Source organism: Rhizobium hidalgonense, from assembly GCF_002914525.1.
In the GTDB taxonomy this organism is placed as follows: domain Bacteria; phylum Pseudomonadota; class Alphaproteobacteria; order Rhizobiales; family Rhizobiaceae; genus Rhizobium; species Rhizobium hidalgonense.
In genome coordinates, this window is sequence record NZ_LODW01000139.1 from 1 (window position 1) to 25,753 (window position 25,753).

The following is a 25,753-nucleotide window of genomic DNA, read 5'->3' on the forward strand; positions in this document are numbered from 1 at the left end:
TCGGCAGGGCGCCGATCTTCCAGCGGTAGAGCAGGTCGTTGAGGCAGTGGCCGAAGCGCGACACCATCAGCAGCACCTTCATGCGGCTCTCGCTGTCGTGGAACTCATAGTCCATGGCGAAGGGTGCTGCGACGGTGGCAAAATCGGCGCCGATCTCGGTGCCTGATAGGCCCTCTTCGGAAATAAAGGAGACGCGCATGAAGAACTTGCCGGTATCGAGATCGTCGAACTGCGAACTGTCGACGATGTTGCAGCCCTTCTCGGCCAGATAGCTCGAAATCGCCGCCACGATGCCGCGCGTCGATTTGCAGGATACAGTAAGAATGTACTGGGTCATGGGGCGATCCGAACGATGGAGAAAGACCCCGTGCCCGTGGCACGGGGAGACGGCCGCGGATGCGGCTGGGAAGTCAAATATCCAGAGTGGTGTTCCGCTCCCACTCGGTGAAGTGCGAGCAATAGGTGTTCCACTCGCTATGCTTCAGTTTGAGGTAGGCGGAGGAGAACTCGGCGCCCAACGAAGCCCGCAATTCTTCGTCCTTCTCGTATTCGCGCAGCGCATCGAGAAGATTGAGGGGCAGCTTTGGAGCGTCAGTCACCGTATGCCCGTCACGATACATATCGATATCGTAGTGGCGGCCAGGATCGGCTTGCGACCGAATTCCCGAAAGGCCGGCTGCGATGATAATCGCCTGCAGGAGATAGGGGTTAACAGCGCCATCGGGCAGCCGCAGTTCGAAACGGCCGGGGCCTGGCACACGCACCATGTGCGTCCGGTTGTTGCCGGTCCAGGTGACGGTATTCGGCGCCCATGTTGCGCCCGAGATCGTCCTTGGCGCATTGATGCGCTTGTAGGAATTGACGGTCGGGTTGGTGACGGCGGCCAGCGCCGAGGCATGCTTCATGATGCCGCCGAGGAAGGTCTTACCCTGGGCGGAGAGCCCGAAGGGCATTTCCTTGTCGGCGAAGGCGTTGACCTTGCCGTCGATGTCCCAAACCGAAATGTGGGCATGGCACCCATTTCCGGTCAGTCCTTTGAAGGGCTTCGGCATGAAGGTGGCGCGAAGGCCGTGCTTTTCGGCGATCGACTTGACCATGAACTTGAAGAACGAGTGTTTGTCCGCCGTTTGAAGAGCGTCGTCATATTCCCAGTTCATCTCGAACTGGCCGTTCGCATCCTCGTGGTCGTTCTGATAGGGCTTCCAGCCGAGTTCGAGCATGTAGTCGCAAATCTCGGCGATGACATCATAGCGGCGCATCACCGCCTGCTGATCGTAGCAAGGCTTCTCGGCGGTATCGAACTGATCTGAAATCACCGAACCATCAGAAGAGATCAGAAAGAACTCGGGCTCCACGCCGGTTTTTACCCTGAGCCCTGCTTTCGCAGCCTCGGCGACCAATCTTTTCAGCACAACGCGCGGCGCCTGTTCGACAGGCCGATCCTCCATGACGCAGTCGGCTGCAACCCATGCGACGTCCTTCTTCCATGGGAGCTGGATGACGGAGGAAGCATCGGGAACCGCAAACAGGTCCGGATGGGCAGGCGTCAGATCGAGCCAGGTCGCAAAGCCCGCGAAACCGGCGCCATCTCTCTGCATATCGGCAATCGCTTCAGCCGGGACCAGCTTGGCGCGTTGGCCGCCGAACAGGTCGGTGTAGCTGATCATGAAATATTTGATGCCTTTGTCTCTGGCAAAAGCAGCAAGGTCCAGTGTCATTCTCGTTCCCCTTTGGATTTCTTCGAGACACTTTGGTCATGGAAATGAGACGGCCGAGACTTTGGCCCGGCCGGTGAAATCAGAAGCCTCCCTTGCCGGGAATCCAGTTGGTGCCGGCGAGCGGTACCTGCGCCATGGCCGATGCCTCGATCGTCAGTGCGACGAGGTCTTCCGGCTCGAGGTTGTGGAGATGGTTCTTGCCGCAAGCCCGCGCGATCGTCTGCGCCTCAAGCGTCATCACCTTGAGGTAGTTGGCAAGACGGCGGCCGGCCGCAACCGGATCGAGGCGTTTTGCGAGCTCCGGATCCTGGGTGGTGATGCCGGCCGGATCCTTGCCTTCGTGCCAATCATCATAAGCGCCGGCCGTCGTGCCGAGCTTCTGATATTCCTCTTCCCAGTGCGGATCATTGTCGCCGATGGCCACCAACGCCGCCGTGCCGATCGCGACTGCGTCGGCGCCGAGCGCCAGCGCCTTGGCAACGTCGGCGCCGGAGCGGATGCCGCCGGAAACGATGAGCTGCACCTTACGATGCATGCCGAGCTCCTGCAGCGCCTGAACGGCCGGACGAATGCAGGCGAGCGTCGGCATGCCGACATTCTCGATGAAGACGTCCTGTGTGGCCGCCGTGCCGCCCTGCATGCCGTCGAGCACGACGACGTCGGCGCCCGCCTTCACGGCAAGGGCGGTGTCGTAATACGGACGCGCGCCGCCGACCTTGACGTAGATCGGCTTTTCCCAATCGGTGATCTCGCGCAGCTCCATGATCTTGATTTCCAGATCATCGGGGCCGGTCCAGTCCGGATGGCGGCAGGCCGAGCGCTGGTCGATGCCCTTCGGCAGGTTGCGCATATTGGCGACGCGGTCGGAGATCTTCTGGCCGAGCAGCATGCCGCCGCCGCCGGGCTTGGCGCCCTGGCCGACCACGACTTCGATGGCATCCGCGCGCCGCAAATCCTTAGGGTTCATCCCGTAGCGGGACGGCAGATATTGGTAGACCAGCGTTTGCGAATGGCCGCGCTCCTCATCGGTCATGCCGCCGTCGCCTGTCGTCGTCGAGGTGCCCGCGATCGTCGCACCGCGGCCGAGCGCTTCCTTGGCATTGCCGGAAAGCGCGCCAAAACTCATGCCGGCAATGGTGATCGGCGTCTTCAGCGTGATCGGCTTCTTGGCGAAACGCGAGCCGAGCACCACAGATGTGTCGCACTTCTCCCGATAACCTTCGAGCGGATAACGCGAGATCGAGGCGCCGAGGAACAGGAGATCGTCGAAATGCGGAACCTTGCGCTTGGTGCCGGCGCCGCGGATGTCATAGATGCCGGTGGCGGCCGCGCGGCGGATTTCGGCGAGCGTATAATCGTCGAAGGTCGCGGACTTGCGGGGCGGGGTATAGGGGTTGTGATAGCTCATGGGTGTCCCTCGCCTCAATACGCGTCGGCGTTGTCGATGTTGAAATTGTAGAGCTTGCGGGCCGAGCCGTAGCGCTTGAATTCTTCAGGCCTGACGCCCGTCACCCCTGCCCTTTCGAGCAGTTCGGTGAGCTTCTCCAGATGCTCCGGCCGCATCTCTTTCTCGATGCAGTCGGAGCCGAGGCTCTTGACCTCGCCGCGGACGAAAAGCTTGGCTTCGTAGAGCGAATCCCCCAGCGCATCGCCGGCATCGCCGAGCACGACCAGATGACCGGACTGACCCATGAAGGCCGACATGTGGCCGATGCTGCCGTGAACCACGATGTCGATGCCCTTCATCGAAATGCCGCAGCGCGAGGCTGCATTGCCCTTGATGACGAGCAACCCGCCGCGGCCGGTGGCGCCGGCATACTGGCTGGCGTCGCCCTCGATGACGACCGTGCCGGACATCATGTTTTCGGCGACACCCGGCCCGGCCGAACCGTGAACCGTCACCCTGCCGCCGTCATTCATGCCGGCGCAGTAATAGCCGACCGATCCTCTGACGGCGACGGTGACGGGGCTGTCGATACCAACGGCAACGGCATGGCTGCCGCGCGGGTTGACGACTTCGAATTCCGTATCGTTCGCCCCTTGGGAAAGGGCGTGCAGCGCGCTGTTCAGTTCGCGAAGAGGGGTGTTGGAAAGGTCGAATATAGGCATTGAATCCTCGTTTGTCTGGGAGAGGGTTTCAGCCGCCTCCCGCGTTCAAGCGCCCCTCAGGCGGCCTTGTCGTGATCCCAGAAATAAACGGTTGCCGGCTCCGGCTCCCAGACACGGGCGTTCTCGATGCCGGGAAGGTTGACCAGCGCGCGGTATTCCGAGCCGAAGGCGACATACTGGTCGGTCTCGGCCATGACGGCGGGCTTGCAGGCGATCGGGTCACGGACCACGCCGAAGCCGGACTTGGTGCCGACGACGAAGGTGAAGAAGCCGTCGAGATCGTCGAGCGCGCCGGTCAGCGCCTGGCCGAGATCCTTGCCCTTGGCCATTTCGGCCGTCAGATAGGCGGCGGCCACTTCGGAATCGTTCTGGGTCTCGAAGGTCATGCCTTCGCGCACCAGTTCGCGGCGCAGGTTGTTGTGGTTGGAGAGCGAGCCGTTGTGCACCAGGCACTGGTCGGCGCCGGTCGAGAACGGATGGGCGCCGAGCGTGGTGACCGCCGATTCCGTCGCCATGCGGGTATGGCCGATGCCGTGGGTTCCGCTCATCGCGCGGACGCCGAAGCGCGCCACGACGTCCTTGGGAAGACCGATTTCCTTGTAGATCTCGACGCTTTCGCCCGATCCCATCAGGCGGACCGCCGGGCGGATCCGTTCGAGTGTCTCGCGCATGTCTGCAAGCTTGGAAGCGTCAAGCTCGATGACCGCGTGCGTGCTCTTGACCCACACGTGGGCTTTGATGCCGGCCTTCTCGAGATCGCCGGCGAGGCCCTCGAAATCGGCGCTGGGGTTGGCGGACTGGATGGTGATCTTTGCCCTGCCCTCGGCCGTACCGCCATAGATCGCAATGCCGGCAGAATCCGGCCCGCGATCGGTCATGGTGATCAGCATATCCGAGAGCAGATTCCCGAGTTCGGGTTCAAGGCTCTTGTCCTTGAGGAACAGTCCTACAATGCCGCACATAGCGCGTGCCTCCGTTCTTGTTGAGAAAGGACTAGCAGGTCTATATCAGGACATCAACTGGGAAGAATAAAGTTTTCTTCTAAGGCAATTCAGCCCCGTGAGTTCTGCTGGGGATAACTGATGATCGATAGGTATTTGCTCGGCAGTTTCACCAGTTGTTCCGGCCCATGCGGCGCATCGGCGTCGAAGAACAGGCTGTCGCCCGGCTGCATCTGAAAAAGCTGGTCGCCGTGACGGTAGATCACCTCGCCTTCGAGCATATAGAGAAACTCCATGCCCTCGTGCTGGAAGGTCGGGAAGATATCGGAATCGGCCGTCAGCGTGATCAGATAGGGCTCGACGATGACGCCGCTGGTATTGTTGTCGATATGGCCGAGCAGATTATATTGGTGGCCGGCGCGCGTGCCGCGCCGTTCGAGCTCGACGCCCTGTCCGGCCTTGACGAAGACGGCATTGCGCGGCTCCTCGAAGCGACGGAAAAAGGCGGTCAGCGGCACGCCGAGCGCCCGCGACAGCGATTGCAGCGTCGTCAGCGACGGCGAGATATTGCCGTTCTCGATCTTCGACAGCATGCCGAGCGAAATGCCGGTGGCGGCCGCGAGATCGGTGACGGTGATGCCGAGTTTCTTGCGGTAGGCGCGCACCTCATGGCCGATCGCCATTTCGAGGTTGTTTTCCTTCGGTTCCCGAACGGCGTGCGGGTCCTGGGAAAAGGCAGCGCGGCCGCCATGCGGCTGTTCCGGCTGCTCCGCCGCTTCTCGCTTGGATTTCATGGATTTTCCCCTGCCGCCTGCGCTTTTGTTCGGATGCAATCCTATCGTCATAGTGAAATTTCCTCAACCGTGAAGAAAACTATTCCCGCCGCGCCTCACGCGGAGTGACGCCGTAGGCGCTACGGAACATCCGGGAAAAATAGCTGAGGCTGGAAAAGCCGGTGGCAACCGCGATCTCCGAGACGGAAAGCGGGCTCTGCTTCAACAGGCGATGGGCATGCTGCAGCCTGATCTTGCGGTATTGATCGAGGAAGCTGGTGCCGAGGTGGGCGGCAAACAGCCGGTCGAGATGGCGGGTGGTGACGCCGGCGATGCGCGCCATGGCGACACGCTCGAGCGGCATCTCGATCGTCTCCTCCATCCGTTCGAGAACGCTGAGCAAGCCGGGATGGTGGACCCCGTAGCGCTCGGCCAGCGAGGCGCGCTGTGGTGCTGCCGGCTCGTTGACCTCCGTGTGAAGATACCAGTCGCTGACGCGACGGGCGAAATCCGGCCCCATGCGCTCGGCGATCAGCACATGCATCATGTCGAGCGGAGCGATGCCGCCGCCGCAGGTGATCCTGTTGCCGGCGATCACGAAGCGCGCCTGGCGCGGCGTGAGATCCGGAAAGGCTTCGAGAAGGGCTGCCGCATGCTCCCAATGGACGGTGAAGTCGCGGCCGCCGAGTAGTCCGGCGGCGGCCATCAGATAAGGGCCGCCCGAGATGCCGCCGATCCTCACACCTTCGCGCGACAGCTGCCGCAAACAGGCGAGCACGCCCGGATACCGCCAGTCGCGCGGCGAACCGCCGGCGCAGACGAAGGCGGTGCCAAGACCCGATCCCCGCATGGGAAGAGGTTCGGCGGGTACGCTGACACCGGAGGAGGAGAGCGCCGATGCGCCATCCGGCGAGAAAATCTGTAGACGATAGATCTCGCGGCCCGCCAGCAGATTTGCCGCCCGCAACGGCTCGGTCGCCGAGGCATAGGACATCAGCGCAAATCCCGGAATCAGGATGAAGCCGATCGTCTGGACATTTCTGCTATCAACTGAGGACATGTCCCTTTCTTAGCGATTCATGTCCCTCTTGTGCAAGTCTGCCCGCCTCTTTCTGGCATCATGCCGCTGTTCTTTCCGGGTGACCCATGCGCTATTCCGCTCTTTCGATTTTTCTCAACGGCCTTCGCGGCAACAAGAACTGGGCGCCTGCCTGGCGCGATCCGGCGCCGAAGCCGCATTATGACGTCGTCATCGTCGGCGGCGGTGGTCACGGCCTGGCCACCGCCTATTATCTTGCCAAGGAGTTCGGGATCACCAATGTCGCCGTCCTCGAAAAGGGCTATCTCGGCTCCGGCAATATCGGCAGGAACACGACGATCATCCGCTCGAACTACTTGTTGCCGGGCAACAATCCCTTCTACGAACTGTCGATGAAGCTCTGGGAAGGCTTGGAGCAGGACTTCAACTTCAACGCCATGGTCTCGCAGCGCGGCGTGCTCAACCTCTTCCATTCCGACGCGCAGCGTGACGCCTATACGCGCCGCGGCAACGCTATGCGGCTGCACGGCGTCGATGCCGAGCTGCTCGACCGGCAGGCCGTGCGCCGGAAGCTGCCCTTCCTCGATTTCGACAATGCCCGCTTTCCGGTGATGGGCGCCCTCTACCAGCCGCGCGGCGGCACGGTGCGCCACGATGCGGTTGCCTGGGGCTATGCCCGCGGCGCAGACAGCCGCGGCGTCGACATCATCACCCAGTGCGAAGTCACTGGCATCCGTAGCGAAAACGGCCGGGTGACCGGCGTCGAGACCAGCAGGGGCTTCATCGGCTGCGGCAAGCTGGCGCTGGCGGCGGCCGGCAATTCCACCGTCGTCGCCGATATGGCCGGCCTTCGCCTGCCGATCGAAAGCCATGTGCTGCAGGCCTTCGTTTCCGAAGGGCTGAAACCCTTCATCGACAATGTCGTCACCTTCGGCGCCGGGCATTTCTACGTCTCCCAGTCCGACAAGGGCGGCCTCGTCTTCGGCGGCGATATCGACGGCTACAACTCCTATGCCCAGCGCGGCAATCTGGCTTCGGTCGAACATGTCGCCGAGGCCGGGATTGCGATGATCCCGTCGCTGTCGCGCGTGCGTTATCTCCGCTCCTGGGGTGGGGTGATGGATATGAGCATGGACGGCTCGCCGATCATCGACCGCACCCATATCGATAATCTCTATCTCAACGCCGGCTGGTGTTACGGCGGCTTCAAGGCCACGCCCGCCTCCGGCTTCTGTTATGCCCACCTGATCGCCCGCAACACGCCGCATCAGACCGCCCGCGCCTTCCGGCTCGACCGCTTTGCGCGCGGCTACCCGATCGACGAAAAGGGCGTTGGCGCCCAGCCCAATCTGCACTGAGGACATTCGACCATGGCGAGCCTGATTTCCTGTCCCCATTGCGGCACTCGGCCCAAGGAGGAATTCTCGATCCGCGGCGATGCGAACCTTGTCCGGCCGGCGCCGGATGCCGGTCAGGATGCCTGGTACGACTATGTCTATCTCAGAGACAATCCGCGCGGCTGCCACAGCGAATACTGGCACCACTCTTCCGGCTGCCGTCGCTGGCTGATCGTCGAGCGCGATACCGTCACCCATGCGGTCCATGGCGTTCGGGATGCCGCCCTTGCCAAGCTCGGCGGAGAACCGGCATGACGAGCTTCCGTCTTTCCTCCGGCGGCCGCATCGACCGCGCCAAGACACTCGGCTTCACCTTCGACGGCAAGGCGCTGGAAGGCCATCCGGGCGACACGCTCGCCTCTGCGCTGCTTGCCAACGGTATCCAGCTCGTCGGCCGCAGTTTCAAATATCACCGCCCACGCGGCATTCTGACGGCCGGGGGGGCCGAACCGAACGCGCTGGTGACGACAGGCAGCGGCGGGCGCACCGAGCCGAATACACGCGCGACGATGATCGAGCTTTACCAGGGGCTGACGGCCAAGAGCCAGAACCGCTGGCCCTCGCTCGGTTTCGATGTCGGCGCGGTCAACGGCCTGCTCTCGCCCTTCCTCAGCGCCGGTTTTTACTACAAGACCTTCATGTGGCCGGCGGCCCTCTGGGAAAAGCTCTACGAGCCGGTGATCCGCAAGGCGGCGGGCCTTGGCCGCGCCTCCTACGAGGCCGATCCCGACACCTATGAGAAATGCTGGGCGCATTGCGATCTGCTGGTGATCGGCGCCGGCTCCGCCGGTCTGGCCGCGGCCCTGACGGCCGGGCGCGCCGGCGCACGCGTCATCCTTGCCGACGAAGGCGCCGAATTCGGCGGCAGCCTGCTGGCCGACAGCGGCACCATTGACGGCAAGCCGGCGGACACTGTTCTCGGCGAGCTGCTGGCCGAACTCGAAGGGCTGGCGAATGTGCGCCGCCTGCCGCGCATGACCGTTTTCGGCTGGTACGACGACAATGTTTTCGGCGCTGTCGAACGTGTGCAGAAGCATATGGCGTTGCCTGATCCGGAGCGTCCCGTCGAACGATTGTGGCGCATCGTCGCCCGCCAGGCGATCCTGGCGACGGGGGCCGAGGAACGGCCGCTCGTTTTCGGCGGCAACGATATTCCCGGCGTGATGATGGCAGGCGCCATGCGCAGCTATCTCAATCGGCAGGCCGTCGCGCCTGGCCAAAACACGGTGATCTTCACCACCAACGATACCGGTTATGACACCGCCGCCGACCTCGAAGCCGCCGGCCTTCGAGTCGCGGCGATCGTCGACAGCCGCGCCGATGGCGGCAAGAGCTGGCAGGGCCGCGCCGAGGTGCTGCGGGGCGCCCGGGTGATCGATGCAGAGGGCGGCAAGCGCCTGCGCGGCGTCAGCGTCGAGACCGCAGGCGGCATTCGCCGGATCGACGCGAATGCGCTTGCCATGTCGGGCGGCTGGAGCCCGGTCATTCATCTTGCCTGCCATCGCGGCGGCAAGCCGCAATGGTCGGATGAGACCTCGGCCTTTCTGGCGCCGGCATCACAGGACGGTCTTGCCGTCGCCGGCGCGGCCGCCGGTCTTGCGCAGACCGAAGCCTGCCTCGGCGATGGCGCGGCAAAGGCCGCCGCCGCATTGCAGGCAATCGGCCTTGCCGCGGAACCGGCCTTTGCCTCCGCCACCGAGACGGCTCAGCACGCAAAGCCGCTCTGGTCGGTCAAGGGCTCGAAGGGCAAGGCTTTCGTCGACTATCAGAACGACGTGCATCTCAAGGACCTTGGCCTGGCCGTGCGTGAGGGCTACGGCCATGTCGAGCTTGCCAAGCGCTACACCACATCAGGCATGGCGACCGACCAGGGCAAGCTTTCCAACATCAACGCCATCGGCATCCTTGCCGAGGCGCGCGGCGTATCGCCCGCCGAAGTGGGCACGACGACCTTCCGTCCCTTCTACACACCTGTCTCCTTCGGCGCTTTGACCGGGGCCTCGCGCGGCAAGGATTTCCAGCCGGCGCGCAAATCGCCGCTGCACGGCTGGGCGAAAAAGAACGGCGCGGTCTTCGTCGAAACCGGCCTCTGGTATCGCTCCTCCTGGTTCCCGCGCGCCGGCGAGACGACCTGGCGCGAAAGCGTCGATCGCGAGGTGCTGAACATCCGCAAAAATGCCGGCCTCTGCGACGTTTCCACCCTCGGCAAGATCGAAATCTTCGGCCGCGATGCCGCGACCTTCCTCGATCGGGTCTATTGCAATGGCTTTGCCAAGCTGGCCGTCGGCAAGGCGCGTTACGGCATCATGCTGCGCGAGGACGGCTTCATCTATGACGACGGCACCACCAGCCGCTTCAGCGACGACCATTTCTTCATGACGACGACGACGGCGCTCGCCGCCGGCGTGCTGACCCATCTCGAATTCTGCGCCCAGACGCTCTGGCCCGAACTCGACGTCTGCTTCGCCTCCTCGACCGATCAATGGGCGCAGATGGCGGTTGCCGGGCCGAAGTCGCGCGCCATCCTCTCGGAAATCGTCGACGAGGATCTTTCCGATGCGGCCTTCCCCTTCATGAGCGCCCGCAAGGTGTCGCTATTTGCAGGCCGCCTCGAAGGCCGGCTCTTCCGGATCTCCTTCTCGGGCGAACTCGCTTACGAGCTGGCCGTGCCGGCCGGCTACGGCGAAAGTGTTGCCGATGCCATCATGGCGGCTGGGGAGAAACACGGCATCTCAGCCTATGGCGTCGAAGCGCTCGGCGTCATGCGCATCGAAAAGGGCCACGTCACCCATGCCGAGATCAACGGCACGGTCACACCCGGTGATCTCGGTTTCGGCCGCATGGTTTCATCAACCAAGCCGGATTTCATCGGCAAGGCGATGCTCGCCCGCGAAGGCCTGCAGGATCCCGAGCGTCCACGCCTCGTCGGCGTCAAGCCGCTCAATCCGGCAAGCGGCTTTCGCACCGGCTCGCATATCCTTGCAGAAGGCGCTGCGGCGACGCTCGAAAACGATCAGGGCTATGTCACATCGAGCGCCTTCTCGCCGAGTCTCGGCCATACGATCGGCCTGGCCCTCGTCCGGCGCGGACCGGAGCGCATCGGCGAAAAGGTGACGGTCTGGAACGGCCTGCGCAATGAATTCACCGATGCGGTGCTCTGCCATCCCGCCTTTGTCGATCCCGAAAACGAGAAGCTCCATGCCTGATCTACCCCAGCACAAACCGGTTCTTGCCGGGACGGCATATAGTGGCAGCGCCGGAACAGGCATCCGGCTGGAGGCCCTGCCGGAAGGCCATCTGCTGCACGTGCTCGGCACGATCGAGCCGGCAGCTCTCGCCACGGAATTGGCCAAAGCCGGCCTTGCGAAAAGTTCGATCCGCAAGGCCGGCTTCCGCCAATGGTTCGTCGCCGGCGACGCGCCGCTTTCCCCCGCCAGTCTCGCCGCCCTTGCGGCAGCACTCGCGGGAAAAGCCTTCGTCATGGACCAGAGCCACGGACGCGTGCGCATCGGCATCTCAGGCCGCTCCTCGCGGCTGCTTCTCTCAAAAGGCACCGCCATCGATCTCGATCCCGCCGTTTTTGCGGAAGGCAGTTCGGCGATGACGATGGTCGGCCATATCTCCGTGCAGATCGCCCGCACCGGCGACGACAGCTTCGAACTCACGGTCCTGCGCAGTTTTGCCGAAAGTCTGTGGCACGAGCTTAAGCATATGGCCACAAGCGCCGAAAAGGATGGCGCATAAAGGCTATCGTTGCCGTCAACCGCCAATGTTTGTCCATGGATGGAAAGAAATGATCGGCGTCATTGCTGCTCTTTTTCCCCAGTCGCGAGATCGCAAACAAGGCTCTGCCCGCCGCGCTTGCCGTGGCATGTTGAGGGCCATAACGCCGGTCAATCCCTGTCAGCTTGCCGGATTGCGCGCCGTGACGATCCATGTCGCGCCGTTGATCATAACCGACCGCTCACCGGGGCAGCCCGCGAAGGCGGCACGAACCGCGACCGAGGCGCGGTCGCGTATGTCGTCGGGCTGATCAGCGAGCACGCGCGACAGCGGGCCGACCTCGAGCGTCATCTCCACCGCGTCGTCGATCGCCGCGTCCCGCGTCGGACCCTTGCCAAACAGAACGGACGCATCGAAGGGCGCGATAGCGGTATCGGTGAAGCCGGCCGCCGTCAGGATGCGCGCCACCCGTTCCGGGTCGCCGAAGGAGAACGGGCCGGGCGCTTCGGAACCGGGCGGCGCGGTCGGCGGGAGGATGCCCTTGATCGCGCTCATCGGCAGGCGCATCCAATCGTTCTCGGCCACGCCGCGCCAGCAGACGAAAGCGACTCGTCCGCCCGGCCGGAGCGCGCGGCGCATGTGCGCGAACGCTCCTGTCGGATCATCGAAGAACATCACCCCGAAACGCGAGAACAGGATGTCGAACGCGCCCTCGGGCAACTCGGCCCTGCTGGCGTCGGCTACTCGGAACACGACCGACATATCCTGTGGCGCAAGGGCGCGCGCTCTGCCAATCATCGGCTCGGATATGTCCACGCCTACCACTTGGCCCTGCCTGCCGATGAGGGTGGCCAGTGCCAGACTCGACTCGCCTGCGCCGCAGCCGACGTCCAGCACGCGCTCGCCCGTCGCGGGCGCGGCGGCTTCGATCGCGGCCTGGCCGAACACCGCCAGCATGGCGTCGAGCCGGGCCTGGTGGGCTACCCAGCGCTCCCCGCTTTGGCCTTTCCAGTCGGCTACCTGATAAACATCTTTCTCTGTCATGCCATGATCCTTGTTCTGATCCGTTCTTTAACCAGGCTATCCCCCCGCCTGGTCGTTGCGACCGTGCGCGGCGATGAACATAGCGACAGCCGACCGGCAATAGGCTTCAATTTCTTTGTCGTCCTCTGCTCTCGCCTCATCGAAGCGTGCGATAATCAGGAGATCGGATCCTTTGAAAAGCGCGGCAAACAAGCGGGCGGACTGGAGAGGATCGGGCACGTTCAGAACCGCCTTCGCGTGCAACCGACACAACAGGGCCTCGATTTGGGCGATGACATAGGCGGGGCCGGCTTCGTAATGGAGCTTGCTTAACGACTTTTGGTTCGTCTTGTCGGCCATGACCATGGCTTCGACACTGCGGACGTCCGGGCTCAACAGCGTGCGAAGCAGCGATGATCCCACCGCCGTGAGTTGATCTTCGGCCGAACCGTCGACGCCTTCAAAAAGGGCTTGTGGTGCAAACTGATGGCAGCGAGTGGCGACGGCCGCGCTGAACAGCGCTTCCTTGTTCTCGAAGTGCCGATAGATGCTGAGCTTTGATATCTTCGCTCGCTGGGTGACCTTGTCCAATGTCGTCGCTTGAAAACCCAATTCCACAAAGAGTTCGTATGCTGCGTCGACTATCGTTTGGCCAAGCGCCTCGTTGGCTGGCCGGCCGCGCCGGCCTCGACTATTTTCGGTCACGGGCAATTATGATCCTTGACAGTATCGTTATTCATGCATTACGATACCATGTAGTATCAAAAATATGCAAGTCAAAGAGTGGATTTTATCCTGTCCTCCATCCGCAACACGGAGCCCATTACCATGGATGACGTCATCATCATCGGCGGCAGCTTTGCCGGTCTCGCCGCCGCCTTGCAGCTCGGCCGTGCCCGCCGCAAGGTTACCGTTCTTGATACCGGCCTACCGCGCAATCGCTTCGCCGGCCACTCGCATGGTCTGCTCGGCCACGATCACAAGCCGCCGCTGGACATCCTGGCCGAGGCGCGGCAGCAGCTGGCGCGTTATCCCACGATCAAGCTGGTCAGTGCCCGGGCCGAAAGTGTCTCCGGCGCAATCGACAACTTCTCCGTCCTCACTGGCGATGGCGAAAGCCTCAAGGCGCGCCGCGTGATCCTGAGCTATGGCATCGCGGACCAGATGCCTGATGTTCCGGGCTTTGCCGAAAGCTGGGGCACCTCCATCGTGCCCTGCCCCTATTGCGACGGCTTTGAAGTCGCCGGCCAGCATTGGGGCCTCGTCTGGTCCGGCCGGCAGTCGCACAATCAGGCCAGGCTTTTCCACGATTGGACCGACAGGTTGACGCTGTTCGCCGATGGTCATGACATTCCGCCCGATATCCGGGCCGATCTCGCACCTCGCAACATACCTGTCGTCGAGGGCCGGATCACCGGGATCGTTAATCACGGGGGCCATGGCGCCACCGTCAAACTCGATACCGGCCCCGATGTCGCGGTCGACATCCTGTTCGCCCATCCGCGCAACAAGCCGTCCGCCAGCCTGCATGAATCACTGGGCCTCACCACAGTCGATACGCCCAGCGGCATCGCCCTCAAGGTCGATGAGCGCCGCGAGACCAGCATGCCCGGCATCTACGCCGCCGGCGACCTCGCCAATCCCGGAATGCCCTCGGTCACCACGGCATCATGGCAAGGCGCGATGGCGGGTATCTTCGCCCAGCAGTCGATGCTGGTTTGAGAGCCATATTCCAAGATCTATCCGGCTTTCCTGATGTCCTCGAATCTGAGGCTGAAGCGCGCGAGATATTTACTCAGGCGATCGGTATCGTTGCTGCTCTTTTTCTCCAGTCGGGACATCGCAAACAGGGCTCTGCCCGCAGCACTTGCCGTGGCATGTTGACGGCAAGTGTGAAGAACAGTGGCAAGCTGGGCTGCGTCGAAGCGATCGAGGCGAGCGGCCGTCTCCGCTCCCAGCACTTCTTCAATGATCAGATCCACCTTGCCGTCGTCACTTGAGCTGCGCCAAAACGCATTCAGCCGCCGGACTTCATCATCAACGACGTCGGTCGTGATGCGCCCATGCGGCGCGAGGGTCGCCATGCGCGTCACTGACGCCGACAGGTCGCGAAAGTTGGCGCTCCAGACGGCTTGCGGGCCAGTTGCGAAAGTCAGGTAGCGGTCGCGCGCTTCCTTGTTGAAAGTCACATTTTCGCCTTCTCGTTCCAGATAGCGCCTGAGTTCGAAGTCGAGATTGGGCTCTATGTCCTCCTTGCGCTCGCGCAGGGCCGGCAGCTGGAAAGTCCAGAGGTTCAGCCGGGCATAGAGATCTTCGCGGAACCTGCCTTTGCGGACATCCTCGCCAAGGTCGCGATTGGTGCCGGCAATCAGCTGAAACTCCGCGGACGCCTCACGATCGGCGCCCACGGGCAGGAACTTCTTTTCCTCGATGGCGCGCAGGCACATGGCCTGTTCGTCGAGGCCGAGTTCGCCGATCTCGTCGAGGAACAGCACGCCTTTGTCGGCGGATTTGAGCAGGCCGGCACGCTCGCCTGCGGCGCCGGTAAACGCCCCCTTCACATGGCCGAACAGAGTGGACATGGCCTGGTCGCCGCGCAGGGTCGCGCAGTTAACCTCGATGAAGGGACCACTGACCTTGCGCTGGCTCTTCTTCAGCTCGTAGATCCTGCGGGCGAGTTGCGACTTGCCGGCACCGGTCGGCCCGGTCAGCAGAACGGGCGCCGCCGAGCGGATCACCACCCTCTCGATCTGGTCGATCATTCTGTTGAAGGCGGCGTTGCGGGTCGAAATCCCCGATTTCAGGAAAGAGGCGGCGTCTTCCCGCTCGGAAGCGAAGCGCTTGGCGATCTCGTCATAACGGGAAAGGTCGAGGTCGATGATCCGATGCGTGCCGGCAAAGTCCTGCTCCGGCTCGCGATCGCGCGGCGGCGAGAGCTGCAGCAGCTGGCCGGGAATGATGCGGGCTTCGGTCAGCAGGAACCAGCAGATCTGTGCGACATGGGTGCCGGTGGTGATGTTGACGAGATAGTCTTCCGTTTCGGGGTCGAAGCTGTAGTTGCGGGCAAAGTCCCTGAGGTTGGTATAGACCTCCGAAAAATCCCAGGGGTCCTTGAAGTTGATGATGTTGCTCCGCACCTCCGTTGCCGGCGCCACAGTTTCGATGTCGGCGACAATGCGGTGACAGAGAGCTTGCGAGTGGTTGTCGAGGATCAGTTCCAGCCGGTCGATGAACAGGCCCGGTTGCTGGCAGAGCGCGACATTCGGCCGCCAGCGGCTCCAGCGATTTTCCCATTTCCCCGCATCGAGCGTGGTTCCCAATATGCTGATGGCAACGCGGCGCTTCATCTCTTATCCAAAATTATAAAGTAAGATAATCTGCGATAATATATTCGGGATCTGGTTTTCGCAATTCATGATCGCGTTCGGCTGAGGCATAAAAATTTCTACTTTAAAAACAGATAGATGAGCGGAAATTTCGCGTATCTCTCGCTCTTTTCTCCAAACTGGCACGCGTCTTGAAATGTATCTGGCACGAACCAAACAACAGGTGCTGTCATGGTCAACAAGGCAATCTTCAAAACCTACCTCGGGAAGCTGCTTCCGGGAACGGATACAAAAAATCATGAAGCGGCCCCGGCCTACCGGCTGACGCCGCGTGAGGCGCTGGCGCAATATGCCGTTACCGGCACCTTCAACGGCACCTTCTATGCGGATGGGGCTGAGCAGCTCGATGCGGTAAAGACGCTCGCCCTTGAGGTCGAGCCGGAATTTCTCGCCAAGGTGGCTGTTTACGCCGCTGAGAAGGGTCACATGAAGGACATGCCGGTGACGTTGCTCGCCATGCTCTCCAGCCTTCAGAGCGACGCCTTCGCCCGTGCATTTCCGCGGGTGGTGAAGAGCGGCAAGATGCTGCGCGGCTTCGTGCAGGTCATGCGCTCCGGCGCCACGGGTCGCAAATCGCTCGGCACACGCCCGAAGAAGATGGTGCAGGCGTGGCTCGAACGGGCCAGCATCGAGCAGATCCTGCGTGCGATTGTCGGAAACGATCCTTCGCTCGCCGACGTCATCCGCATGGTGCATCCGAAGCCGGCGACGGAGGAACGCAAGGCGCTCTATGCTTGGGCGATCGGCAAGCCGCACGACTTCGCGACACTGCCGGAACTCGTCAAGGCACTGGAAGCGTTCCGGCGCGACCAGACGGTGCCGGTGCCTGATGTGCCGTTCCAAATGCTGACCTCGCTGCCGCTGACGCGGGAGCATTGGGTCGAAATCGCCTGCAAGGGCGGCTGGCAGATGGTGCGGCAGAACCTCAACACCTTTGCACGCAACGGCGTGTTCGAGGTCGAGGGTTTTGCCGAGGCGCTGGCGGCGCGGCTTGCCGATCCGGAGGAAATCCGCAAGGCAAAGGTCTTCCCCTATCAGTTGATGATGGCGTGGAAGATGGTCGATGGCCAGGTTCCGGATGTCGTGCGGGATGCGCTGCAGGATGCGATGGATATCGCCATCGCTAACGTGCCGTCGCTAACGGGCAGTGTGGTGCTATGCCCCGACGTGTCGGGCTCCATGGGCTCGCCGGTCACCGGTTACCGGAAGGGCGCGACGTCCTCGGTTCGTTGCATCGACGTCGCCGGTCTGATGACCGCGGCATTCCTGCAGCGCAACCCGAAGGCGCGGGTACTGCCGTTCGAAAATGACGTGGTGCATGTCAGCCTCAACAAGCGGGATTCGGTGATGACCAATGCCGGCAAGCTGGCGAAAATCGGTGGCGGCGGAACCAATTGCTCCGCACCGCTGAGGAAGCTGGCGAACGAGAAGGCCAAGGTCGATCTCGTGGTGTTCATCTCGGACAATGAGTCCTGGGTGGATGCGCGCGGGAGCGGCCAGCCGACGGCCGTCATGACGGAATGGGCAAGGATCAAGCGGGTCAACCCGGCTGCAAAGCTGGTCTGCCTCGACATCCAGCCCCATGCCACGACACAGGCGCCGACGCGAGAAGACGTGCTCAACATCGGCGGCTTCTCCGATGCCGTCTATGGCGTGATCACGGCTTTTGCGGCCAACCGCAAGGGAGCGGACGGCTGGCTGAAAGCCATCGAGGAGATCGAGCTCTGACGGGGCTCGCAGAAAGTAATACCCCGCGCCGCCGTGAACGGCGCGGGAGCCGTGACGAATGCCGGATGAAACTACAGATCGTTAATCTCCTGGTCGCGGGTTCGAATCCCGTCGGGTCCTCCAGTTCATGGACCCGTAGCTCAGCGGATAGAGCAGGCTGTTTCACCACACCTCGTCGTCACGGACGAATGGAAATGACATGGCGAATGCATGGGGAACTACATGGCCGCGGCAGGTTCGAACCCTGCAGGGATCGCACGTCCCTCTGGAAGTTTCTTTGGTCACTTGTCGCCATAATGAGAATTGCAGCGGCGAATGCCGGACGGAACTACAGCCTCCAAAGTTGGATGGTCTGGCAGGTTCGACTCCTCCTGGGCATACGCTCTCTGGCACGAGCGGGGCCATCCGGTTTCGTCCACCCTCGTCGCCGCTGCATGGCACGCATATCCCTGCTCCGCAGGGACGGGATAACTCGGCGAATGCCGGCAGGACTACAAGGAAAGAGCGGCCCATCGGATTTCCGGCGGGCAGGTCGGGTGTTCAAATCATCCCGTGCTTCCGAAAGGAGCGCGTAGCTCAGTAAACTGTCCTGCCACATCTCGTCGCCGGGATGATGAAGAAACGCAACGGAACAAGAAGGACTGCAGACGCAGAAAAGACAATGATAGCGGTAATGAGCGGACAGGATTTGATCGGCGCCGGAATGAGCCAGGGGAAGTGGTTTCGCCCGGCTCTCGACGCGGCCAATGCGGTTTTGAGCAAGGGTGGCTCGGTAACGGATGCATTGGAAGCAGCAAAAGCTTTCCAGCCCGGGCCGACGCTTGCCTTGAGGGCCGATAACGATATCGAGATCTATTCCAACATCCGCGCCGAGAACGCCTTCGAACAGGACAATGTCGAGAAGGTCAATGCGACGATGCGGGCGCTGGTGCGCACACCCGTCGTCCGTTCCGCCGCGATCATGCCGGACGCTTGCCCGGCGGGTCCGGTCGGAACGATCCCGGTCGGCGGCGTGGTGGCGTCCGAAGCGATCCATCCCGGCATGCATTCGGCCGATATCTGCTGCTCCATGGCGATTTCGATTTTTCCCGGCGTGGATCCGAAGTCGCTTCTCGACGCCGTGCATGCCGTGACGCATTTCGGTCCCGGCGGTCGTCCGCGCGGCGCGCAGCTCAAGCCTTCCGAGGCGACGCTTTCGGCGTTCCAGCAGAATCCTTTTCTGCGCGAAGGTGCGCTGAGCGCCGGCATCGAGCATTTCGCGACCCAGGGCGACGGCAATCATTTCGCCTATGTCGGCACGATGAAGTCGACCGGCGAAACCGCGCTTGTGACCCATCATGGATCGCGAGCACCGGGAGCGCGGCTCTACGACAAGGGCATGAAGGTCGCCAACCAGTTTCGGGAACGCATCTCGCCTGAGACGCATAGGGAGAATGCCTGGATTCCGGCCGATACCGAGGAAGGCGATGCCTACTGGTCGGCGCTGCAGACGATCCGCCAGTGGACGAAAGAGAACCACTATGTCCTTCACGACATGGCGGCGGAAAAGCTCTCGGCCAAGGTCGCGGACCGCTTCTGGAACGAGCATAATTTCGTCTTCCGGAAGTCGGACGGGCTGTTCTACCACGGAAAGGGTGCGACCCCTGCCTTCGACAACTGGGCGCATGACGCGACCGATCTGACCATCATTCCGCTCAATATGGCGGAACCGATCCTGATCGTTCGTGGCTCGAACGCTGCCCATGGCCTCGGCTTCTCGCCGCATGGCGCCGGCCGCAACTTTTCGCGCAGCGCGCATATGAGGCAGTTGTCTGCGGAGTATGGGGCCGATTCGCGGGGGCTCAGCCCGAACAACATCGCGGCTATTCTGGAGAAGGAAACAAGCGGTCTCGACGCGCGGTTCTTCTCCGGTTTCGCCGACGTGTCGGAACTGCCGAGTGCCTACAAGAGCGCTGCGAACGTGCGGGCGCAGATCGAGCACTACGGTCTCGCCGAAGTGGTCGACGAGGTGATCCCCTACGGGAGCATCATGGCCGGCGACTGGCAGAAGAACGCGCCCTGGCGCAAAAAGCGCCAGTAGACACCGGGGAAGGCAACTGGCTTGCCTTCCCCTCCCCCACACAAACAGTTCCAGCTAGCATCCGCCGATAGGCCTCAAGCCGTTGCCCGCGCGGCGGCTTCAGCCTTCATCCATTCCGGGCATAGGACCGCTCAATGGAGAGCAGTCCGAACTTGTTCATGTAAGCGGCGACGGATATTCGTGCTCGTCTGGGGCGGCAAGGGCGGACGCCCTCATGCCGCCATCTCGCGGCAGCCCTCGGCACAGCGGCGGCATGCGTCGACGCAGCTCTGCATGTCACCGATTTGCTCGCAGTCGTCGGCGGCTAGGCATTCCTGGCAACAGCCGACGAGGAAACTTTAACCCTCGCCGGCTAGTCTGCGCCTGTCGCTGGGAGAGGACCGATGAAACGCGGCTATTCGCTGGCTCAAATAGGACTTCACTGGCTGGTCGCCCTCATGGTGCCGGTCCAGTACCTGACCGGCGGCAGCATCGAGCGGACGCATCATGCCGCCCATATGGGGATAACGCCGTCGTCCTGGGACGTCGTCCAGCACCACCTCCACAACTACGCGGGAATAGCGATCGGCCTGCTGATGGGCGTACGGCTGGTTCTTCATGTCCTGCAGCCGTCCGAGGCAAGCGTGCCCGGCACATGGGCCGGGCGGGCAGCCACGGTCCTTCATCATGCCTTCTACGCCGCGATCATCGGACAGGCCTGCATGGGATTCGTCGCGAGTTACTTCTGGTTCGGGATCGCACCCTACCACGTCATCGGCTCGAGGATCATTCTGGCGATGGTGGCGCTGCATCTCGCCGCAGCGGCCTGGCACACGCTGATCGCCCGTGACGAGACGGTGGACCGGATCGTGTTCCCGCGCCGCAAGTGGTCAGCCCAGGAACTGTAACGTCGCCAGTGTCAGCACGACATAGCGGCCCGTCTTGGCGATGAACACCAGGATCGTGAACGGAAGCAGCGGCTCCCTGAGTACTCCGGCGACAACCGTGAGAGCGTCTCCAAACACCGGCATCCAGGAAAGAAGCAGCGTCCACTTCCCGTATTTCCGGTACCAGCGGGACGAACGTTCGAGCGCCTCCTTACCGACCGGAAACCAGCGCCGATCCCGAAACTTTTCGATGCCGCGGCCGAGGAACCAGTTCGCGATACTTCCAAGCGTGTTCCCGATGCTGGCCACGGCGAGCAGACCCGACACGGAGAACTTGCCCGTGAGGAGAAGTCCGACCAGTACGGGCTCAGATTGCATCGGCAGTATCGTCGCCGCGCCGAGTGCTGCGGCAAAAAGGCCGAAGTAGGATGCGAGATCGATCATGTTAGAAGAACAGCCTTATTGACCTACTAACCGCTGGAAGCCCTAGCTGTACACAACGTGATGTTCGCGCCACATAAAGGACTCGAACATCGACGAGACATAGGTCGTAATTGAAATCGCGCTGCTTTGCATGTAGCTCGTTGGGAATGGGCAAGATGTACCGAATCACAGTGAGCAGCCTGCTCGTGTTGATGCGGCTGGTGATCATCATATCACTGGCGGGGTACTCGCTGTCGAACGCCAACGCCGCGATGCATGGCTCCTCGTTTCCCGAGCTGAAAGCGGTGGTCTCGGACGTGACGCCATCCCACGAAGGCCACGACATGGCGGAGGCCGCCCATCACGGCCACTCGCATGGCGACGTATCCGATGACGACGATGGCGCTTCGAAGCTCGTGAAGCAGGAATGCTGCAAGGATTTCTGCGGCGGGATTGGCATCATTTGTGCAACCCCCGACGTCGGCGGACCCGTCGTGACCTCGATCCGGCACTTCGTCGACGACCCTTGGCGAACTGCCGACCCTCGACCGTCCCCCGAATATCTGAATAGAGACGCACCCGCTTGATCGGGTCCAGCCGGTCGCCTGCCCTTTAGGCCAGGCGCCCGTAGGCTATCTCTTATTCGGAAAATTCAAATGAAACCCTCGCTTTTCGTGGTGGGGCTGCCGCTTGTTATCGGCGGCTGCGCATCCACGCTTCCTCCCGACGTGGTGGCGTCTTCCGCCGCGGTCGAACAGCCGTCGCCGCGCCCGCTTACATACCGGTCGCCGGTGTCTGGCTATGTTGCCAGGCAGCCGGTCGATCCCAAGCCGTGGCGCAGACAAAACGATCTGCAGTCTCCCGCAAAAGGAGACGCCTCATGATGGGCCTTAGAAAATTAACCGCCGTGATGGCGTTCCCGCTGGCGCTGAGCGGCTGTGTGACGGGCGCCGAATATTCCAGCAAGCAAGCGGGCTTCGCTTCCGTTGCCGACAAAACCGCGATCGCGACCACCAAGCAGACGGTCTGGATCCAGAACCAGAACCAGGCCCAGTCGGTCGCCGCTGAGGTCAAAAGCCTGCTTGCGCGAAAGAAGGTCCTCGACGTCGAGACGGCCGTCCAGGTCGCCCTGCTCAATAACAGAGGCCTCCAGGCAGCCTACGCCGATCTCGGCGACAGCGCCGCCGATGCCTGGCAGTCGACGATGCTCATCAACCCGACCGTTTCCATCGGTACGACAGGCATGGGCACGCCGGAACTGGAGGCGTTCAAGACCATCGAAGGGATGATCACCACGAACATCCTGGCGCTCGCGACGCGGAAGCGGGACGTGGCGATCACCGATACCCGTTTCCGGCAGGTGCAACTGACCGCCGCCGTGAAAACGCTTCAGGTCGCCGTCGATACGCGGCGTGCCTGGATCGGGGTGGTGGCTGCCTGGGAGAACGTCGGGCAACTGCAGCGCGCCCAGGCGACTGCGGACGCTGCTTCCGAACTTGCGGAAAAGCTCGGCGAGACCGGTGCGATGACCAAAGGCGCCCAGGCACGCGAACATGTGTTCGTCGCCGAGCTCGCCGGAGAGACCGCGAAGGCCCGCCTGGCGGCACGTCTCGCCAAGGAGGAACTGACGCGGCTCATGGGCCTCTGGGGCACCGACCTGGATTACCAGGTCCCGAACAGCCTGCCGCCGCTGCCCAAGTCCGTCGTCAAACGCGATACCATCGAGGCCGAGGCTCTGAGGAACCGCATCGATCTTCAGGTGGCGAAGCTCGAACTGGAGGCGACAGCCAAATCCTATGGGCTCACGGAAGCGACGCGCTATGTCACAGATCTCCAAATCCTGACGGGCTTCGAAACGGAGCGGGAGCTAGAGGACGACGAAAAGACCACCAGAACGACCGGCCAGGTCGAGCTGGAATTCGCGATCCCGATCTTCGATACCGGCAAGGCGCGAATGCGCAAGGCCGAGCTCGCATACATGCGGGCAGCAAACCAGCTCGCGGAGAAGGCTGTGAACGTCCGCTCGGAAGCACGCTCCGCCTATGAGGCGTACCGGTCGAACTACGACATCGCGCGCCACTACCGCAACAATGTCGTGCCGCTGCGCACCAAGGTCGAGGAGGAATCCCTGCTGACCTATAACGGCATGATCTCGAACACCTTCGAGCTGCTCACCGACACGCGTGACAAGATCAACTCCATCCTGCTCTCCGTCAACGCCAAGCGCGATTTCTGGCTTGCCGAAGCCAACCTCGCGCCTGCGATCTACGGCGGCGGCGCGACCGGTGTGTCGGCAGAGACCGAAGTCGCCGCTGCCTCCGGCAGCAGCGGCGGCCATTGAGAAAGGAACCCACCATGTTCAACAGACGACAACTATTCGGTGCGAGTGCGGCCCTGCTGGTGGCCGGCGCCTGGACGAAGACCTCGGCGATGGGTCTGCCCGACGCCCCGACAATGGAATCGGCGGACATGCAACCGCCGCTCCACCCGACTTCCGGCCCGGATTATCAGCCGGTCGTCACCCTCAATGGCTGGACCCTGCCCCACCGGATGAACAACGGCGTCAAGGAGTTCCACCTCGTCGCCGAGCCGGTCGAACGCGAAATGGCCGATGGCATGACCGCTTATCTCTGGGGCTATAACGGCCAGTCTCCGGGTCCGACGATCGAGGCGGTCGAAGGCGACCGGGTGCGCATCTTCGTCACCAACAAGCTGCCGGAGCACACGACGATCCACTGGCACGGCATGATCCTGCCGTCCGGCATGGACGGGGTCGGCGGGCTGACGCAGCCGCACATTCCGGTCGGCAAGACCTACGTCTACGAGTTCGACCTCGTGAAATCAGGCACCTTCATGTACCACCCGCATTCCGACGAGATGGTGCAGATGGCGATGGGCATGATGGGCTTCTTCGTCGTCCACCCGAAGGATCCGGCGTTCATGCGCGTCGATCGCGACTTCGTCTTCCTGCTCAATGCCTACGACATTGATCCAGGCTCCTATGTGCCGCGGATCATGGAGATGACCGACTTCAACATGTGGTGCTGGAACAGCCGCGTCTTTCCGGACATCAGCCCCCTCGTCGTCTCCAGGAACGACAGGGTGCGGGTGCGGGTCGGCAACCTGACGATGACCAACCATCCGGTTCACATGCATGGCTATGACTTCGAGGTGACATGCACGGATGGCGGCTGGTTGCGGCCCGAAGCACGGTGGCCGGAGGTGAGCATCGATATCCCCGTCGGCGCCATGCGCGCCTATGAGTTCGACGCCAAATACCTCGGCGACTGGGCGATCCACTGCCACAAGTCGCATCACACGATGAACGCGATGGGCCACGACATCCCGACCTTCATCGGCGCTGATAAGTCGAAGCTCGCCGCGAAGATCAGGAAGCTTCAGCCGGAATACATGCCCATGGGCACCAAGGGCATGGCCGACATGGGCGAAATGGAAATGCCCATTCCAGCGAACACCGTCCCGATGATGACCGGTTGGGGGCCGCACGGCCCGATCGAAATGGGCGGCATGTTCTCGGTCGTGAAGGTCCGCGAAGGCATCTCAGCGGACGATTACTCCGATCCCGGCTGGTACGAAAACCCGCCCGGAACGCAGGCCTGGGAGTGGACCGGCGAGCTGCCGGACGCGACCAAGGCCAAAGACGCAAAGACGCAAATCACGCCGAAGCCGAAGAACGGCTGAGGATCAACATCCAACATCAAAAGAGGATCTACGCATGAAGAATTATGTATTGGCACTGGCACTCGCGGCGCTCGCAACTCCCGCCCTCGCCTCCGGCAGCCACGCCGGCGGCCATGGTGAAAAAATGGCGGTTGGCGAGCCTGGCGACAAGGCGAAGGCGACGCAGACGATCCGCGTCACGATGAAGGAAACCGACGACGGCAAGATGGTATTCACCCCGGCCGCCTTCAACGTCCGCAAGGGGCAGACGGTCAAGATCGCGATCACGAATGCCGGAACCGTCGACCACGAGTTCGTGCTCGATCAGGAAGACAAGATCCTTGAGCACAAAAAGGTCATGGAGAAGTTCCCGGAGATGGAACACGCCGACGCCAATTCCATCCGCCTTCCGGCCGGTCAGTCCGGCGAGATCGTCTGGAGGTTCACCACCGACGGCGAGTTCAAATTCGCCTGCCTGATCCCCGGCCACTACGAAGCCGGCATGCACGGCGATGTCAGCGTCGCCGGGAAATAATTCCAGCAAGGAGCCACGAATATGAAAACTGCGATGATCAAAATCAGTCTAGCCGCCCTGCTTTCAGCCAGCGCGGCCCTCGGTGCGTTTGCCGAGGAATTCACAAAGGGCGTCGTCAACAAGATCGACACCAAGGCGAAGAAGGTCACCATCAAACACGAGGATCTGAAGAACCTCGACATGCCTGCGATGACGATGGTCTTCCGAGTCGAGGACCCGGCCCTCATCGAAAAGCTGAAGGAAGGCTCGAGCATCGAGTTCGTTGCCGAACGCGTGAATGGCAAACTGACCGTCACCGAAGTAAAATAGCATATGCCCTGTCGCCCGGATC

Annotated in this window: 24 protein-coding genes and 2 pseudogenes; 14 read left to right on the plus strand and 12 right to left on the minus strand. The window is 62.3% G+C overall.

Annotation, left to right across the window (positions count from 1 at the left end):
• The 7 genes from ATY29_RS35035 to ATY29_RS35065 all read right to left on the minus strand — a co-directional run.
• The coding region (locus ATY29_RS35035) for an ACT domain-containing protein (protein ID WP_244597500.1) at nt 1-337 on the minus strand (337 nt) is incomplete at its 3' end.
• 73 nt (nt 338-410) lie between these two features.
• On the minus strand, nt 411-1,718 hold the full coding sequence (gene glnT, locus ATY29_RS35040) for a type III glutamate--ammonia ligase (RefSeq protein ID WP_025418817.1): 1,308 nt from the start codon (nt 1,716-1,718) through the stop codon (nt 411-413).
• A 79-nt stretch (nt 1,719-1,797) separates the two neighbouring features.
• The gene (locus ATY29_RS35045; protein WP_003563716.1) at nt 1,798-3,126 is read right to left on the minus strand and encodes an FMN-binding glutamate synthase family protein; all 1,329 of its coding nucleotides are present in this window, start codon (nt 3,124-3,126) and stop codon (nt 1,798-1,800) included.
• 14 nt (nt 3,127-3,140) lie between these two features.
• Nucleotides 3,141-3,827: a GltB/FmdC/FwdC-like GXGXG domain-containing protein gene (locus ATY29_RS35050; protein ID WP_097534243.1), complete on the minus strand. Its 687-nt coding sequence runs from the start codon at nt 3,825-3,827 to the stop codon at nt 3,141-3,143.
• Nucleotides 3,828-3,883: 56 nt separating this feature from the next.
• Entirely contained in the window at nt 3,884-4,789 is a 906-nt protein-coding gene (locus ATY29_RS35055; protein WP_097534244.1) for a class II glutamine amidotransferase, read from the minus strand.
• An 89-nt stretch (nt 4,790-4,878) separates the two neighbouring features.
• Entirely contained in the window at nt 4,879-5,562 is a 684-nt protein-coding gene (locus ATY29_RS35060; protein WP_097534245.1) for a helix-turn-helix domain-containing protein, read from the minus strand.
• Nucleotides 5,563-5,641: 79 nt separating this feature from the next.
• Nucleotides 5,642-6,601, minus strand: a complete 960-nt coding sequence (locus ATY29_RS35065; protein ID WP_097534246.1) for a GlxA family transcriptional regulator — start codon at nt 6,599-6,601, stop codon at nt 5,642-5,644.
• An 86-nt stretch (nt 6,602-6,687) separates the two neighbouring features.
• Here ATY29_RS35065 and ATY29_RS35070 point away from each other — a divergent pair, with 86 nt between their 5' ends.
• Genes ATY29_RS35070 through ATY29_RS35085 form a run of 4 tightly spaced genes read left to right on the plus strand, consistent with a single transcriptional unit; the run spans nt 6,688 to nt 11,721 of the window.
• Nucleotides 6,688-7,938, plus strand: a complete 1,251-nt coding sequence (locus ATY29_RS35070; protein ID WP_097534247.1) for a sarcosine oxidase subunit beta family protein — start codon at nt 6,688-6,690, stop codon at nt 7,936-7,938.
• Nucleotides 7,939-7,950: 12 nt separating this feature from the next.
• Nucleotides 7,951-8,232, plus strand: coding sequence for a sarcosine oxidase subunit delta (locus tag ATY29_RS35075; protein WP_097534248.1), 282 nt, complete (start codon nt 7,951-7,953; stop codon nt 8,230-8,232).
• A complete protein-coding gene (locus tag ATY29_RS35080; RefSeq protein WP_097534249.1) occupies nt 8,229-11,183 on the plus strand; it encodes a sarcosine oxidase subunit alpha family protein in 2,955 nt (984 codons plus the stop codon). The genes ATY29_RS35075 and ATY29_RS35080 overlap by 4 nt, the downstream gene beginning before the upstream one ends.
• Nucleotides 11,176-11,721, plus strand: a complete 546-nt coding sequence (locus ATY29_RS35085) for a sarcosine oxidase subunit gamma family protein (RefSeq protein WP_097534250.1) — start codon at nt 11,176-11,178, stop codon at nt 11,719-11,721. Before ATY29_RS35080 ends, ATY29_RS35085 begins: the two co-directional genes overlap by 8 nt.
• Here ATY29_RS35085 and ATY29_RS38645 read toward each other — a convergent pair.
• The 3 genes and pseudogenes from ATY29_RS38645 to ATY29_RS35100 all read right to left on the minus strand — a co-directional run.
• Nucleotides 11,681-11,854 (minus strand): annotated as a pseudogene (locus ATY29_RS38645) (hypothetical protein); the annotation flags it as partial. The gene ATY29_RS35085 and the pseudogene ATY29_RS38645 overlap by 41 nt on opposite strands.
• Nucleotides 11,855-11,880: 26 nt before the next feature.
• Nucleotides 11,881-12,744: a class I SAM-dependent methyltransferase gene (locus ATY29_RS35095; protein ID WP_097534251.1), complete on the minus strand. Its 864-nt coding sequence runs from the start codon at nt 12,742-12,744 to the stop codon at nt 11,881-11,883.
• Nucleotides 12,745-12,780: 36 nt separating this feature from the next.
• Nucleotides 12,781-13,428, minus strand: coding sequence for a TetR/AcrR family transcriptional regulator (locus ATY29_RS35100; RefSeq protein WP_097534456.1), 648 nt, complete (start codon nt 13,426-13,428; stop codon nt 12,781-12,783).
• A 123-nt stretch (nt 13,429-13,551) separates the two neighbouring features.
• On the opposite strand from ATY29_RS35100, the gene ATY29_RS35105 reads away from it, so the two are divergent.
• Nucleotides 13,552-14,445: an NAD(P)/FAD-dependent oxidoreductase gene (locus tag ATY29_RS35105; RefSeq protein WP_097534252.1), complete on the plus strand. Its 894-nt coding sequence runs from the start codon at nt 13,552-13,554 to the stop codon at nt 14,443-14,445.
• 17 nt (nt 14,446-14,462) lie between these two features.
• Here the strand turns inward: ATY29_RS35105 and rtcR are convergent, their stop codons facing one another.
• On the minus strand, nt 14,463-16,070 hold the full coding sequence (rtcR, locus tag ATY29_RS35110) for an RNA repair transcriptional activator RtcR (protein WP_097534253.1): 1,608 nt from the start codon (nt 16,068-16,070) through the stop codon (nt 14,463-14,465).
• 210 nt (nt 16,071-16,280) lie between these two features.
• On the opposite strand from rtcR, the gene ATY29_RS35115 reads away from it, so the two are divergent.
• From ATY29_RS35115 to ATY29_RS35130, 3 genes are all read left to right on the plus strand, one after another.
• Entirely contained in the window at nt 16,281-17,837 is a 1,557-nt protein-coding gene (locus tag ATY29_RS35115; RefSeq protein WP_097534255.1) for an RNA-binding protein, read from the plus strand.
• Nucleotides 17,838-18,510: 673 nt separating this feature from the next.
• Complete coding sequence (locus ATY29_RS35120; protein WP_097534257.1) at nt 18,511-19,917, plus strand: RtcB family protein; 1,407 nt, start codon at nt 18,511-18,513, stop codon at nt 19,915-19,917.
• Nucleotides 19,918-20,300: 383 nt separating this feature from the next.
• Nucleotides 20,301-20,804, plus strand: coding sequence for a cytochrome b/b6 domain-containing protein (locus ATY29_RS35130; protein WP_097534259.1), 504 nt, complete (start codon nt 20,301-20,303; stop codon nt 20,802-20,804).
• On the opposite strand, the gene ATY29_RS35135 is transcribed toward ATY29_RS35130, so the two are convergent.
• Entirely contained in the window at nt 20,787-21,227 is a 441-nt protein-coding gene (locus tag ATY29_RS35135) for a YqaA family protein (protein ID WP_003563687.1), read from the minus strand. The genes ATY29_RS35130 and ATY29_RS35135 overlap by 18 nt on opposite strands.
• A 146-nt stretch (nt 21,228-21,373) precedes the next feature.
• Here ATY29_RS35135 and ATY29_RS35140 point away from each other — a divergent pair.
• The 6 genes and pseudogenes from ATY29_RS35140 (at nt 21,374) to ATY29_RS35165 (ending at nt 25,731) form a co-directional block, all read left to right on the plus strand.
• A pseudogene (locus tag ATY29_RS35140) lies at nt 21,374-21,773 on the plus strand (hypothetical protein).
• Between the two features lie 89 nt (nt 21,774-21,862).
• Nucleotides 21,863-22,090: a hypothetical protein gene (locus ATY29_RS35145; protein WP_025418804.1), complete on the plus strand. Its 228-nt coding sequence runs from the start codon at nt 21,863-21,865 to the stop codon at nt 22,088-22,090.
• Nucleotides 22,087-23,547: a TolC family protein gene (locus tag ATY29_RS35150; protein ID WP_097534261.1), complete on the plus strand. Its 1,461-nt coding sequence runs from the start codon at nt 22,087-22,089 to the stop codon at nt 23,545-23,547. Before ATY29_RS35145 ends, ATY29_RS35150 begins: the two co-directional genes overlap by 4 nt.
• A 14-nt stretch (nt 23,548-23,561) precedes the next feature.
• Nucleotides 23,562-24,908 (plus strand): multicopper oxidase family protein, encoded by a 1,347-nt coding sequence (locus ATY29_RS35155; RefSeq protein ID WP_025418802.1) that lies wholly within the window; start codon nt 23,562-23,564, stop codon nt 24,906-24,908.
• A gap of 34 nt (nt 24,909-24,942) precedes the next feature.
• Nucleotides 24,943-25,422 carry a cupredoxin domain-containing protein gene (locus ATY29_RS35160; protein ID WP_003563679.1) on the plus strand — a complete coding sequence of 160 codons (480 nt, stop codon included), beginning with the start codon at nt 24,943-24,945 and terminating at the stop codon, nt 25,420-25,422.
• Nucleotides 25,423-25,443: 21 nt separating this feature from the next.
• The gene (locus ATY29_RS35165; protein ID WP_025418801.1) at nt 25,444-25,731 is read left to right on the plus strand and encodes a copper-binding protein; all 288 of its coding nucleotides are present in this window, start codon (nt 25,444-25,446) and stop codon (nt 25,729-25,731) included.
• Nucleotides 25,732-25,753 lie beyond the last annotated feature (22 nt).

What these genes read in the sequence shown, in the direction of transcription:
- glnT (WP_025418817.1), bottom strand. Translation starts at nt 1,718, where the DNA reads ATGACACTGGACCTTGCTGCTTTTGCCAGAGACAAAGGCATCAAATAT.
- ATY29_RS35045 (WP_003563716.1), bottom strand. Translation starts at nt 3,126, where the DNA reads ATGAGCTATCACAACCCCTATACCCCGCCCCGCAAGTCCGCGACCTTC.
- ATY29_RS35050 (WP_097534243.1), bottom strand. Translation starts at nt 3,827, where the DNA reads ATGCCTATATTCGACCTTTCCAACACCCCTCTTCGCGAACTGAACAGC.
- ATY29_RS35055 (WP_097534244.1), bottom strand. Translation starts at nt 4,789, where the DNA reads ATGTGCGGCATTGTAGGACTGTTCCTCAAGGACAAGAGCCTTGAACCC.
- ATY29_RS35060 (WP_097534245.1), bottom strand. Translation starts at nt 5,562, where the DNA reads ATGAAATCCAAGCGAGAAGCGGCGGAGCAGCCGGAACAGCCGCATGGC.
- ATY29_RS35065 (WP_097534246.1), bottom strand. Translation starts at nt 6,601, where the DNA reads ATGTCCTCAGTTGATAGCAGAAATGTCCAGACGATCGGCTTCATCCTG.
- ATY29_RS35070 (WP_097534247.1), top strand. Translation starts at nt 6,688, where the DNA reads ATGCGCTATTCCGCTCTTTCGATTTTTCTCAACGGCCTTCGCGGCAAC.
- ATY29_RS35075 (WP_097534248.1), top strand. Translation starts at nt 7,951, where the DNA reads ATGGCGAGCCTGATTTCCTGTCCCCATTGCGGCACTCGGCCCAAGGAG.
- ATY29_RS35080 (WP_097534249.1), top strand. Translation starts at nt 8,229, where the DNA reads ATGACGAGCTTCCGTCTTTCCTCCGGCGGCCGCATCGACCGCGCCAAG.
- ATY29_RS35085 (WP_097534250.1), top strand. Translation starts at nt 11,176, where the DNA reads ATGCCTGATCTACCCCAGCACAAACCGGTTCTTGCCGGGACGGCATAT.
- ATY29_RS35095 (WP_097534251.1), bottom strand. Translation starts at nt 12,744, where the DNA reads ATGACAGAGAAAGATGTTTATCAGGTAGCCGACTGGAAAGGCCAAAGC.
- ATY29_RS35105 (WP_097534252.1), top strand. Translation starts at nt 13,552, where the DNA reads ATGGATGACGTCATCATCATCGGCGGCAGCTTTGCCGGTCTCGCCGCC.
- rtcR (WP_097534253.1), bottom strand. Translation starts at nt 16,070, where the DNA reads ATGAAGCGCCGCGTTGCCATCAGCATATTGGGAACCACGCTCGATGCG.
- ATY29_RS35115 (WP_097534255.1), top strand. Translation starts at nt 16,281, where the DNA reads ATGGTCAACAAGGCAATCTTCAAAACCTACCTCGGGAAGCTGCTTCCG.
- ATY29_RS35120 (WP_097534257.1), top strand. Translation starts at nt 18,511, where the DNA reads ATGAGCGGACAGGATTTGATCGGCGCCGGAATGAGCCAGGGGAAGTGG.
- ATY29_RS35130 (WP_097534259.1), top strand. Translation starts at nt 20,301, where the DNA reads ATGAAACGCGGCTATTCGCTGGCTCAAATAGGACTTCACTGGCTGGTC.
- ATY29_RS35135 (WP_003563687.1), bottom strand. Translation starts at nt 21,227, where the DNA reads ATGATCGATCTCGCATCCTACTTCGGCCTTTTTGCCGCAGCACTCGGC.
- ATY29_RS35145 (WP_025418804.1), top strand. Translation starts at nt 21,863, where the DNA reads ATGAAACCCTCGCTTTTCGTGGTGGGGCTGCCGCTTGTTATCGGCGGC.
- ATY29_RS35150 (WP_097534261.1), top strand. Translation starts at nt 22,087, where the DNA reads ATGATGGGCCTTAGAAAATTAACCGCCGTGATGGCGTTCCCGCTGGCG.
- ATY29_RS35155 (WP_025418802.1), top strand. Translation starts at nt 23,562, where the DNA reads ATGTTCAACAGACGACAACTATTCGGTGCGAGTGCGGCCCTGCTGGTG.
- ATY29_RS35160 (WP_003563679.1), top strand. Translation starts at nt 24,943, where the DNA reads ATGAAGAATTATGTATTGGCACTGGCACTCGCGGCGCTCGCAACTCCC.
- ATY29_RS35165 (WP_025418801.1), top strand. Translation starts at nt 25,444, where the DNA reads ATGAAAACTGCGATGATCAAAATCAGTCTAGCCGCCCTGCTTTCAGCC.